This is a genomic window from Marinifilum fragile (assembly GCF_963677365.1).
GTDB lineage: Bacteria > Bacteroidota > Bacteroidia > Bacteroidales > Marinifilaceae > Marinifilum > Marinifilum fragile.
In genome coordinates this window covers 532021-544687 of sequence record NZ_OY781962.1, presented here as the reverse complement: position 1 = coordinate 544687, position 12667 = coordinate 532021, and the positions used below count along the sequence as shown (strand labels likewise).

The window sequence follows — 12667 nt, the reverse complement described above, 5'->3', positions numbered from 1 at the left end:
TATTTTTATAAATTACTTAGAAAACATCTTTTCAATTATTTCCGGAGGTAAATTTTTAATTGGTTGTAGAAATTGAATATCAACAAACGGATATTCCTTTTTGATTTGAGTATAAATTTTAAATGCTTTCACCTCTTTACCTGCTTCCATTAAAGCCAAAGCATAGTTTCGGCAAACGAATAGGTCTTCTGGATAAATTTTAAGTGCTTTTTCAAAATAAGAGAGTGCCTGATCGAAGAGTTTCATGTTTGCAAGGACATTTGCCTGAGCAGATAAAGCATCAAAATCATTGGGATATTGATTTAGACATATCTCGAATAATGATTTTGCTTTTGAATAATTCCCATTTCTATCAGCATTCAATGCTTTGTTGTATGTTCCAATATAATTAGATGAAGACTTATCTGTATGAAATTTGGCTTCTCTGTATGCTTGGGGTTCTGCCATTGGAAGAGGTAGAGTAACAGCATCGTAAATTTCAAATTGGTTTCTCAAAGGCAAAAGGTTTTTAAATATACCAGATTCGCTATATTGTTTAAAGCTTATTAGATCAAGATTTTCAGGATGTAATACGGCCTTATACTGCAATACATCTGAGATTTGAGAATCGGAAGTTATTCGATTTACTAAATCTTGAATTGAAAAATCCTTCAGGTAAGTAAATGATTTAAGAATTGTAATTAAATCGAAATAATTCACCTTTAAGCAATCATTTATTGTAGTATATGTATTCTCAAAAGAGGTTGTGACGATCCATTTGTATATTTTTCCCTTAGGGCTGGAGAAATGTTTTTCTACATTATTTATTTGACGGCTTGCTTTATTATCTGTTTGAAGATATTCAAAATAAGAATCTTTTAAATTGAGGCGAAGTTTGGTCCTTTTCAGTTGGATTAAAATTGTATCCTTACCGCCCGTAACTTTAATATCGATATCTCCTTCGGAATTAGAGAATTCATGTCCATAAAAAATTTCAGCATCAAAACCTGCATCTCCAAAGAGCAGTTTTAAGTCTGACTCCATTTCAACGGAGGTCTCTTTACGTTGCTTATCATTTCTTTTGTTGCTTAAACGCTCAAGGGCATTTTGAGTTGTCGAATAAAACCAATCCTGCTTTGCAAAGAATAATGTTGGAGTAAAAACATACTTGCCTAATTGCAGAAATGGCTTTTTAAAGACATCATAATGAATATTGAAGCGATCAAAATCATTACCTATTTTGGCTTTATAAGTATATGGGGAAGAAAGCGTAGTTATTTTTGTTTTAAAATCCTTTTCAAGTTTTGATTGCCCATCATGGATTTTGTAGAGCTCATCAATAGAAGAATGAATGAAGGGAAAGTTTTCCATCTCATACAAATTCGGGTTATCATTCTTTAATTGCTGATAAGCTGCAAACCAATTCTTGTTTTTCTGATACACTTGATCAAAAAAATCATAAAGCATTTTATAGTAGTTAGACGCAGCAATAAGCGGTTGATAAAATCTTTGTGAATCAAGATTATTTCCACCAGGGAATTTTGATAGTTTTAAATCATCCAGGAAATGCTGTAATGATAAATAATTAGCTTGACAGTTAAATTCGTAGTCTGCAAACTCTGGAATTTCCGTAGAATGATTAAATCTGTGATTTAGGTTTTTACCTATCTCTTCATATGCAACAGACAAATAATCTATTCGATTGATTTCATATCTAAGTCCATCCAATTCCCATTTGTAATAGTCTTTTGAAGAGCGATTGTATGTTATGATTCCGTTTTCGTTATCTGGCTCTATTTTCAAATCATAACAGTATGGGTCTATGTGACTGTTTATAAATCCTTGCCAGCTTGCAATACATTTATATAAGGATAGCACATTAGGGTTTACTTTTTGTGTATCGATTATTTTCTTTAGATCCTGTTTTATAGCATTGTTAAATTTATGGTTTTTAGGAAGCCTGGCTAGCAATACTGAGATAAATGTATTGTATATCTGACTTAAGAACTGTAGTTGTGCATTTGATGGCTTCTTTGAATATTCCATTTCAATAATGAGAACTATACTTGCTAGAATACTAGAGGCATCATTTATGTTGATACATTTATCCAATTGGTATAATACTTCACTCCACAACTTACTTTCCTGATCGCTGAGATGTTTCCAAACTAGATGGTGAATTTTTATGTACTCAGAATATTGGTCAATATTTAATTCTGTGTACCAACTGTTTTTTAAAAAAGCTTGTGATACACGAAGCATCCTAACGAAAAGTTCAGGTGATTGTTCTGCAATTTTTAATTGAAAAGGTTTTGGATTTGTTGGGTGCGAGTCCTGCCAATCACATTGGAAATGTTTGTAAAGCAACTCATCAATTCGAGAAAAACTCAACAATTCTTTAACCAAGTTATCTTCTTTTGCAATGCAATTGCAAAATTCAAAATTCTGAAACCATTGATTTTCTGCGCTTTCTTTTATTAGAAAGCTTTCTGTTTCAACAGAATCGAGTTTAAAAATAGTGGTTAATGCTAAATTGTATTCTTTGGTAGAATACAATTCGCGAGCTTGTTTTTTTATTTCTTTGTTCATCATTGTTAAAATTTAAAAGTTGTCGCTCAGCGAGATTTCAACGATGATGAGATGCAAATATAAAATAATTTATTCTTAAGTAAAAAATAAAATATTATTTGTATTGACTTTATCTCTAATAATAAAGTCTTCTTAGGAAAAAGTATTATTGTGGATTTTATTTTGGATGAGGTGGGTTTGAAGGTTATTAGATTAAAATAGTACAACACCTTTTTGCGCTTGCTCCCTTTCAGGGCTTTGTTGTTTCGATTTATCTTTTCATAGGCCTTCGACCTATACTGATGCTCTTTCCCTTCCTGGGAAAAGTAATTCGCTATTTATTTTCCCTATCTTATCTTTCTACATACGCGAAGCACAAACCACAAGCTCATGCTATCGTTATTTTTTAATATCTTGTATGGAAGTAAACTATGCCTATTGGTCGTAAAATAATTTTAAAGGGATGTGCGGAACAGCAAAAAGGATCTATTTTATTCGAATGGCACTGATCAGTGCAGTTTTTACAATACTGATCTTGAAGGCTGAAGCACAAGTATCAGATACGCTAAGTAATAATTACGAAAAGGACTGGATCGAAAAAATGAGTGGGATAATTGCTGCTGATATTTCATTCAATAATTCATATGAAACTTTTCGGGTTGAAACTCCCTCAAACAAAACCATTCTTTACCCGAACACTCCCAACAACTTGCGTTTGAAAATTCACTATGAGTTCATTTCGTTGGGCGTTCAATTTGCTCCTGATTTTTTACCAGGTAATGGAGACAATAATTCAAAAGGTGAGACAAAAGCTTTTCAGCTTAATGCAGCCTTGGTATTTAAAAATTGGTTTTCGAATATTACCTACTCAAAAGTTCAAGGATATTACCTTAAAAACACCGATGATTATATCAACTGGACAAAGGGAGATGCCTATATCCAATTCCCTGATTTAAATTACGAAGGAGTATCCATTTCATCGGGCTATATTCATAATTCAAAATTCTCCTTACGCAGTTTAACCACCCAAACAGAACGCCAGTTGAAAAGTGCAGGGAGTTTTATGCCTGTTTTCAATTTCGATTATTATCGGATCAACGATCAATCCAATTCAGTAAACACTCAAAAAACAAAGAACATAGAGTTTCACATCGGACCGGGCTATGCACATACATTTGTGCTTAAAGAAAAAATCTATGCTTCCATAGGAATGCTTGCGAGTATTGGTTATTTAAACACCAAACTTACCACGCGCACAGCAGGTGGGAATTCTGTTACGAATCAGAATAACCTCTTGCTAAGAGCTGATTGTAAAATTGGAATGGGCTATAACAGCAGTAAGTTTTATACAGGACTTTTTACCACCTTTTCCGACACGTGGTTCAAACAAGAGAATACCACTGCCAGGAATACAGAAACAAATGTTTTCTATCACATCTTTTTTGGAATGCGATTCAATGCTCCCCATCTATTTAAAAAGAAAGGCAAAGGCTAGCGTTTTGCATGTAAAATCATCATAAAGGTCCCCCGCTGTCGCACACATCCTTTCGTGTTATCTTATTACAGTACCATGCGAAAGGATTGATTTTATCGAACTTTGTTTTGCGCGCTAGCTGAGGGAAATGTGATTTAAAAAATATTGTCCAAAAAAGTAATAGCTTTTCATTTATACCAATTCTTCAGAGGCTTGTAATTCTTCTGTTTTTTCTGGCTGTGTTTTATTTTTGCTGAGCCGCTTCACAAATGTCTCTTTTACCCTCTGCGATTTCATCATATACGGAATCCAAATTGCAGCACCTATTATACTTCGAGACAATTCCTTTTTATCTATGGCGTCGGAACCAATAATTTCCGCACCCAATATGTTATCAGCAAATAATCCCACAAGTACAATTACTCTAAAATAAATGTACAGTTTTGGAAAAGTGGTTCTTTTCTGATGCATCAATACAATCAGGAATATGGCAAAGAAAATTGTGGCCAGATTATAAAGCAATTCGAAAAAGTAGAATCCTCCGGCCAAAAAAGACTGGCTGCTATACAGTGCAATAAAGTCATCCCACACTGCCTGGTTAAAGTAACCTGAATCATATATCAAATAAACTATTGATATTGGTGTTACATAAAGGCCTAAAGCTACCAAGGCCAACCAACCTCCAATAGTCCCCTGAACCGGACCAAATTGATTCTCTGGCTTGGTATCCCAATTGTACAATTTTCGAATCAAGAAGAAAAGAGCAATAATCAATAATACTGCCATAAAGACCGCAGGACCAAATATTTTGAATTTAGGATCAACATCCATTCCCCACTGCACAGGAAATTCACACTTGTCGGACACCTTCTGGTAATCCTTATAATAAGTCTTTAATTTTTCAACAGGTACATGATCTTGTAAACTTTTGTATTTGTAGGTAAGGGTTACAAAATTGGACAGCTTATTATTCGATACATCGTAATAAAATTTAAACACGTCATTTACCACACTGTCCCTTTCTTCTGTAAATGCAACTTGCTTGTGTTTTGGAAAGTGTAGGTTTATTTTCAGTTCTACATCAATTGGATGAGTAATTTGCAGCGGTGCATTTCTAACCTTATCGTTGGTAGAGTTCATAAACTCGTACATATTGTAAGGAAAATAACTGGAATACAGTTCTAAGCTGTCAGTATCTCTATGCTCCCACAAACCTTCAATTTCATATTTTTCAATAATGGTGAAGGTATTCTCTTTCTGATTGTCACGAAATATTAAGGCCGAGTCGTGTTTCCAGTTCATATTCTCGTAGTAGCGGGTACAATAATCCAGGTAGGCATCCTTATTTTCTGCCAGGGAATTACCCAGGTTCCAACTTCTTCTTGTATTGGCAATTTGCCCGCTGAAATTGCTGACTACATCATATCGAATTTTTGAAATGCTATCGGTAAACCAGAAATTTTCATTAATCACTACTTTGCTGCTCTGATCTTCAGGAATTTTCTCCCAACAGGTTCTGTCATTATCGATCACCAATGCTTTACCATACAATGGGTTCTGCAATTGATCCAGCCCTCCTTTTTGATTGTTACAGGTAGGATCGACCCAAAAGGTTTTACCCTTCCAATTGATTTTCACAATCACATGGTTAAAGGCAAAAGGGGAAGGAACATACCGATCGACATATTTTCTGGCCTTGGTATTTACAACGGCTGGCCAGGCTTCCACTCCTATTTCCTTAAGCATATAGCTTAGCAGGTACGACTTGTCTTTGCAGTCGCCAAATCGTTGTTCGAATACTTTTTCGGGATGATGTGGTTTATGCGAATTTACCCCATTGCTCATGGCCAGATACCTGATTTCATCCTGTACAAAACGGATGATTTGAATTACTCCTTCCTCGTCGGCTTTGAATTTTTTCTTTGAAATGAAGTCAGTGATCTTTGGACAATTCACATCCATAAGATAAAGATCCTGCATAAAGGAACGCACCTCTTTCCAGTCCTGGAATGAACTGATCTCTGAAGCCGGATAGGCATCGTACCATGAAGGACTGTCTTCATCGGTAAAAATTGGAGCTACATTTTTCAAGTCCCAGGATATCGACTGCATCCCATTTTTAGTACTTTGCATAGGTGCTACTCCTCCAAAAAGGTTTTTCACCTGGTATTTTTTAAGCTCAGGCAGCAACATTTGATAATACATGTGCTGAATTCTGGAATTAAACGCCTGACTATGGTAATTGTAGAAATGATTCTTAAATATTGGATTGGCTCCTTTTAGGGTGTATTCATATTCGAGAATATCACCAACTTGCACATCTTCGAGAATACACACCGCAGAATAGCTTCCATCATAAATGTAACGTTCCACATTCTTCTCGTTTCTCATGAGCTCAATTTTATCTCTGTTGAGCTTATTGACCACTTTGCCATTTCGATAAATCTTAATGGTGTTAATGTAGAGCTCCTCGTAGGATGGATCGAAGGTAAAATACAATTGTGAATTGCTCTGAACCGCATCTTCATCATTCAAACTCATGCAGTAACGGTAATTGTGCTCTTTGGTGATCTCGTTGTCCTGCCAGTCTAACAAGAGGTAACTTACCGAACCTTCATTTTTATGTGCATGCACCTGTGGATCGAACTTAATTTTTGTTTTCCAGGCAGGAGAAGATTTGATTTTAAAAGTGGGTGTTGCTAGTGATAGAATTGACTGACTGGTGAAAATCAATACCAAAAAGAGTTGAATCAGTTTCATTTATTACAAAATTACGAATGACAATCCCCCATTTCTTCATTAAAAAACAGGCGGTTTAAATTTATCAAAAAAATTTAGTTTGATAGATCAACTTAAATTTTATATGCTGAATTCTTATAAAATAGAATGATTCAAAGCCCAAGTTTCGGTGTTCAAAAGTCAATGGAACTTAAAATGAATGGTAAATAACAATAACAGAACCCGTCAACCCACAAGGGGTATGACAGAAGCTCTTATTGCCATTTGTTTAGGTGTTTACAAAATGAAAAATCCGTAAATAATGCCGTAAATTGGGCAGTGTTATGGTTTATGCATTACATAGCACCCGCTGTTGGCGGTAGTGTTTATTCTTCAACACTCAATTTATCTGTTACTAAAGTATTATCTTTTTCAACTCTGATTTTCTTTTTCTCTTTAAGAATATCGAACAAAACAAAAGAAAGCAACATGGCTATCAGGTTTAATTTTAGATAGAATTCACTCCCAGAATTAATTGCCATATAGAATGTTGAGGAAATAGCAGATAGGTCAAAGTCTAACGATAATCCTTCTATTCCAATCGCTAGTTCGATGCATGAACTATAGGTTAAACCGTAACCTAAAATCTTCCAATGGAAAACTTGTAGTAACTGATTGACAATTGAAAGGATAATGCCTGTATTAGTTTTCTTATCGCTTATTAATTTTTTACCTGAGTATATCGAAAAAATAAATAGACTTATTCCTATTAGAAATATCAATAGAAGAGGTCCATTTATTTGTCCTGTATTTAAAAGAAGATTAGCCATTACGCCTAATCCGGTTATTCCTCCAATTATCTGGATCCAACCAATAATACCTAGAGTTAGAGTTGTGCTTTTAATTCTTAGTCTCATCTGTCTGATTCTGGTTTTACATTACCGCCAACGGTTTTGCTAAAATTTGAGGGCGATTTACAACAACCACCTTATCAAACACCGCTTTCGTTTATTGTTTTTGTTACATTATCTAGTTGAGCTTCACCGCCCTTTAATTTTAATTTTTGTTAGCGGTAGTTTACCTACACATTTATACATTCCATTGGTAATTCTGAAACTTCGTAATCAAAATTTATTTCTTGGTTACTGGATAATGAGATATTTCCAGATATATGAGAATTAGCGTGTGGTAAATAAATTCCAAAATTTTTACCTGTCCTAAATGAACCAATAAAATAACCATCTACTGATTCATTGTCTACTTTAAAAACATAGTCTTCTGAAGGAGTTTCTTTATGTTGACAAAAGCCGATAACCTCATTGGTAGTTTCATAACTTTCCGAATAATCATCGATTCTCCAGACAAAAGATTTAAACCTATGAAAAGAAGCAGCTTTCACTCTTAACACAACCCAATTACCCTGTTTACATGATTCAATTTTCTGCATAGATAGCTGCTTTGAATTGCGGTATCTATTTAGCTTTCTATTTAAATTATCAATGGATGAATCCTTAATAAATATAAAACACTTGTATTTATAAAAATCTATTGGTTTCCAATTTTTATCTTCTTTTGGAGTAGGCGGAATAATATAGTGGTGAGATTTTTTTTGTAACAATCTAGTGACTTTTATCCAAATGAAAAGCATAGCGATAAAACTACCAATTATTAGTATTATTCCTAAAACGTATTTCATCACTTCTATAAATGTTTCCATATTTTTTATAAAATTACCGCTAACGGTAAGTATATGCAAAGTAGGCGACTGCGGGCTTCAAACTTATCAAACCGTTACAATTTTGAAGCGGGCTACAACCCTTGAAATTACTACTGTCACGCCTATTTTGTATATACATTGTTATGGCCTGGCTATATTTTTATCTTATTATCCTTTTGAATCTTCCACAAAAAGTAAAATTCATTCTTTCTAATTTCTTGGTTTTTTAACAAGCTTAACACATCTTGTCCAATATTCTTAGCAAATCCAAATCCACCAACTGAGGCAACAATTTTATCAATATTTGCTGGTAAAATCCCCGCAAAAAGAGTAGCACTTATATAAGTGGAGGCTAAGAATATGTTAGATTTTATGTTTCCCCAAACAACCTTTTTATTATTTGACAATGTCAGGTTCATTTTATTTATTTCAGGTCTAATTTCTTCATTAAATAATTGTTTGGATTCTTTTGAAGATAAATTTTTCACTTGAATAAGTTTACTCAACTTATCCCTATAGACCTCGAACGACTCGCCCTCTTCTTTTCTAAGTTTTAATAATTTATTAATTGGAACAGAATCAATGAAAGGCACCATGTGGTCTAAGTTCTTTAAAATCTCAGATTCTTTTGTGTGCTTCTCGTAAACATCGTTATTAACCAATTTTAATAATTCAATGTCAAAATTTCGGTCTGTTAGAAGATGACAATTATAATAAGCTGAATAATAATCTTGAAAATGAAGATTCTTTTCTATGTGGTTTAATAAATAGTAAAGCACTCCTGATTTTTCAACTTCACTCTTTGAAAGCTTTACACTTTTACCTTTTACTGCAACTTTGTTTATGGCATCTGGAACGTATTCAACAAAATTTACAACTTGAGAATGGCTTAATAAATCACTTTTATCAATTATTTCAACTCCAATTGTATCGTATTTCCAATGTGCATAAAAGTCAATATTGCTTTGAAGATGTTGAAGAAGGTATGGTTCAATAGTTTTTATATTTGAATATAAAGTCTTTAGATATTTATCTTCAAACTTTTTATAGCATTCTGAACAAAAATGCACTTTGGTAGTAGCGTACTCAAAAATCCCCTCCTTTAATAACGGTTTAATTTTATTTAAAACAATTAAGTCGCCTATTATTTCAAGTCTAAGATTTTCATTAAATTCTTTGTATTCATAATAAGTTTCAAAAGGATTCTGTATGTAAACTTTATCAGCATACAATATTGCATTTCTTATCAGTGTATCAACGTTGCCCAATTTACACTCAACCTCTGAACAAGGAAAAGAATGCCCACTTAATGTATCATTTGTAATAAAACTAAAATTACTATGCTTTGACTTTGAAGAATAAGATTCTGAAATAATGTCGTTGAGAACTTTAATAAATTCACTCAACTCACTATTGTCTACATCAAGAATGTATTCATAAAATTCCTTGCTGTCTATTTTTGCTTCATCTATAAATTTAGTCAATAGTTCCATATGAGTTCTGTCGTTCTTTTAGCTTGGCCATAACGTTCCGCGGGTATGGCGTCGTGCCGCCAATTCCGCAGGTTCGTGGTTTAATGTTCTATCGTTTAAATTCTCACTTCAGTATCCAGCCGAGCCAAACCGCGGCATGCGCTATGACCCGCTGTTAGCAGTAGTGCATTATTCAGGTGATCTTGAGTTATTTTCAGGCAAGAAGTTAAAAACCAGGAATAAGCGTCAATAGTGTCTCTAATCTCATCATCTTTAATTAACATCTTTTCAGACGATTTAGGGTGAGTCAGATCATTACGGCGCTTTAGCATTTTCGAAAGTTTTTTATATTCCTCACAACCAAAGTCAAGTTTAGGATGTTCTAAAACTTTTGCTGAGGTGTTAAAAGTGAACTTTAGGAATGGTTCAAAATTATTGATTTTTTGTTTTGGTCTTACTTTGCCATTTGTTTGAAGATCCACTGCTTTTTCGCTTAGTATGATAAGTTCTTCTAAATTCAATTTATTTGAATAGGTGTTATTTTTCATTAAAAATCTAAGAAATTCTCTCATTATGAATAATTGAGATTCAATAAGGGAAAAGATATTCTTAATAATTAGTCTACGGTAGAATTGATTATTCAGATTTTCATGATTTAAGAACTTTTTCATTTCATCTAATTCATCAAGGTTTATTTTCCAAAGTTCCATTATATTTTTTATAGACATAGCATGAAAAATGATATCGTTAATAGTTGCGTTGCATTACTGCTAACGTATGTGTATAGTGCATTGCACTATATTTCACATATGTGTTGGTTTTTGTATGTTATTGTTGTTTAGTTGTATATCTTCTAAAATCGAATCCAAAGTACTTTTGACTTTTGCAAGAGACTTTTTACTCACGTGGGTAAAAATCTCTTTTTTTCTTCAATGATTTATGTCCTAAAATCATTTCAGACAAATCTGTTCCTTGTTCCAATCAAATCAATTACATCATTTCCATGTGTAATGAAAATCAAATTTATAAACAATCATTTTCAAAGCAAACATTTTACAGTAATAAATTTTAAGAGAATCAAATCTTCATCATTAATAATGGTTCTTGTTTCGTTATTACATCATTTATACAAAATTTGAGAGAGTATCTACCAAAAATTAAAATAGCCCAAGCTAAGATGGAAAAGTACTTTCGGAAAATATTTTAAGTCTTGCGGAACATTGGTTGGAGCCAACCTACTTTAGAAAAAGTTCTTTTGAACTTGGGATAGGCTGTTTTTAAATTCCCTTATTGCCAATCGAAACTAAAAAACAGGTTTTCTGAACTTCTGTTGGCCATTTCCTAAAGTCCGTTGAGCTTTCTGGAAGTTTGCTTATGCTGTACATACTTTCCGCTGGCTCCTACCAATCTTCCAAAGCTATTTTCCTAAACTCCGCAAGTAACTTCTTACTCTTCGAAATTTGCTTTTGGGAAGCCATTTTGTCTTTTTTTAAGAAAGTTCAATCCTATTCCTTGAAAATCTTCATGAACTTAATCATTTTTAGATAACAAGTCAAACATCTACAATATTCCCATTTTTATTAAGCTTACAAGGAGAAATAACAACACCTTTACTTAATCATATCTAAATTTAAAAATTCTTCCTAAAATAGCTCCTTCTCTTCTTAAAGCCTACACATCTTGTTTTTATTGACTTTTTTGTCCATCTAAAAAAATTAAAAAGTAGCAAATAGAGAGGAAATAGAAGTTATTTATTATCATATATTTTTAACCAGTTTTCAGAAAACATATTTTAGCCATCATAAAAATGATTTTTTCATCTTTTTTCTAAAATATTTTACAGATACTTATATTCCTCTAATCGCCATTATATCTAGATTTAATAATATTATTTTATGACTAAGGGAATTTTTTATACAAATAAGTATTGACATTTTAAAAAATACTTTCCAATTTTATTAGACACATCATAAGTAACAAAATATTAATATCAAACTAAAAATCAAATCACATGACACAAATTAAACTTACCAATGATTACATTTTAAAACCTGAAGAGGGTTTTAATGCCCAAGGCGAAAACATCATTGCAAAACTTCCCATTTATAAGGATATTCTGGGTCTTTCTGATGAACAAGTTGCGGACACCATAAAGACAATTCAGGATGACAAGGCTTTGAGCGAAAAGAAGAACATTATTCAGGCTCAATCGCGTTCTACCACCAAAGAGTATGAAACCAATCACCCTGCTTGTGTAAGAGTAGTTCGCGAACTAAGAAAGGAATTGGTGAACAATCCCAATTGCACTCCTGCCATTCTGGAAGATTTTGGTCTAAATCCTGGTCAACGTATCATCGATACCGATACACAGAAACCTGAAATAAAGGTTAGCCAGGTATCGGGTGTTCCTCAAATTAAATACACAAAATCTGTTTTTGATGGCATTCGATTGTTCTGCAAAATTAGCTATGGCGATGAAGAAAAAGAATATGAGGAAACCATTATTCGCCATATTTGGCAGGACACCAAAGCCCGAATGGATCCTTTAAAACCGGAAACCAGGTACTACTATGCATATTTCCTATACAAAGGACAAATCGTTGGGCAAAAATCAAATGTTGTTAGCATTACATTGGAGGCCATAAAATAAGCTATAAATGTAATTTGTTTTTGTAATCATTTGAGTTGAATTCTGTAGACAAGAGGCTGTTCAAAAAGAGTTCCATATTATAGTCATAC

At 33.3% G+C, this 12667-nt stretch carries 8 protein-coding genes; 2 read left to right on the top strand and 6 right to left on the bottom strand.

All coding sequences use genetic code 11. The features are described from left to right. Window positions 1-12: 12 nt before the first annotated feature. The gene (locus tag ACKPCA_RS01980; protein WP_321281066.1) at window positions 13-2568 is read right to left on the bottom strand and encodes a tetratricopeptide repeat protein; all 2556 of its coding nucleotides are present in this window, start codon (window positions 2566-2568) and stop codon (window positions 13-15) included. 478 nt (window positions 2569-3046) lie between these two features. Here ACKPCA_RS01980 and ACKPCA_RS01975 point away from each other — a divergent pair, with 478 nt between their 5' ends. Continuing rightward, the gene (locus ACKPCA_RS01975) at window positions 3047-4042 is read left to right on the top strand and encodes a DUF4421 family protein (protein WP_321281065.1); all 996 of its coding nucleotides are present in this window, start codon (window positions 3047-3049) and stop codon (window positions 4040-4042) included. Between the two features lie 171 nt (window positions 4043-4213). On the opposite strand, the gene ACKPCA_RS01970 is transcribed toward ACKPCA_RS01975, so the two are convergent. From ACKPCA_RS01970 to ACKPCA_RS01950, 5 genes are all read right to left on the bottom strand, one after another. Further along, window positions 4214-6781, bottom strand: a complete 2568-nt coding sequence (locus tag ACKPCA_RS01970; RefSeq protein ID WP_321281064.1) for a DUF3857 domain-containing protein — start codon at window positions 6779-6781, stop codon at window positions 4214-4216. A 344-nt stretch (window positions 6782-7125) separates the two neighbouring features. Then, the gene (locus ACKPCA_RS01965; RefSeq protein ID WP_321281063.1) at window positions 7126-7656 is read right to left on the bottom strand and encodes a hypothetical protein; all 531 of its coding nucleotides are present in this window, start codon (window positions 7654-7656) and stop codon (window positions 7126-7128) included. A gap of 164 nt (window positions 7657-7820) precedes the next feature. After that, the gene (locus ACKPCA_RS01960; protein WP_321281062.1) at window positions 7821-8456 is read right to left on the bottom strand and encodes a hypothetical protein; all 636 of its coding nucleotides are present in this window, start codon (window positions 8454-8456) and stop codon (window positions 7821-7823) included. A gap of 152 nt (window positions 8457-8608) precedes the next feature. After that, window positions 8609-9949, bottom strand: a complete 1341-nt coding sequence (locus ACKPCA_RS01955; protein ID WP_321281061.1) for a hypothetical protein — start codon at window positions 9947-9949, stop codon at window positions 8609-8611. Window positions 9950-10044: 95 nt separating this feature from the next. Beyond that, window positions 10045-10638: a hypothetical protein gene (locus tag ACKPCA_RS01950; RefSeq protein WP_321281060.1), complete on the bottom strand. Its 594-nt coding sequence runs from the start codon at window positions 10636-10638 to the stop codon at window positions 10045-10047. Window positions 10639-11939: 1301 nt separating this feature from the next. Here ACKPCA_RS01950 and ACKPCA_RS01945 point away from each other — a divergent pair. Then, entirely contained in the window at window positions 11940-12578 is a 639-nt protein-coding gene (locus ACKPCA_RS01945; RefSeq protein WP_321281059.1) for a hypothetical protein, read from the top strand. Window positions 12579-12667 lie beyond the last annotated feature (89 nt).

What these genes read in the sequence shown, in the direction of transcription:
- ACKPCA_RS01980 (WP_321281066.1), bottom strand. Translation starts at nt 2,568, where the DNA reads ATGAACAAAGAAATAAAAAAACAAGCTCGCGAATTGTATTCTACCAAA.
- ACKPCA_RS01975 (WP_321281065.1), top strand. Translation starts at nt 3,047, where the DNA reads ATGGCACTGATCAGTGCAGTTTTTACAATACTGATCTTGAAGGCTGAA.
- ACKPCA_RS01970 (WP_321281064.1), bottom strand. Translation starts at nt 6,781, where the DNA reads ATGAAACTGATTCAACTCTTTTTGGTATTGATTTTCACCAGTCAGTCA.
- ACKPCA_RS01965 (WP_321281063.1), bottom strand. Translation starts at nt 7,656, where the DNA reads ATGAGACTAAGAATTAAAAGCACAACTCTAACTCTAGGTATTATTGGT.
- ACKPCA_RS01960 (WP_321281062.1), bottom strand. Translation starts at nt 8,456, where the DNA reads ATGGAAACATTTATAGAAGTGATGAAATACGTTTTAGGAATAATACTA.
- ACKPCA_RS01955 (WP_321281061.1), bottom strand. Translation starts at nt 9,949, where the DNA reads ATGGAACTATTGACTAAATTTATAGATGAAGCAAAAATAGACAGCAAG.
- ACKPCA_RS01950 (WP_321281060.1), bottom strand. Translation starts at nt 10,638, where the DNA reads ATGGAACTTTGGAAAATAAACCTTGATGAATTAGATGAAATGAAAAAG.
- ACKPCA_RS01945 (WP_321281059.1), top strand. Translation starts at nt 11,940, where the DNA reads ATGACACAAATTAAACTTACCAATGATTACATTTTAAAACCTGAAGAG.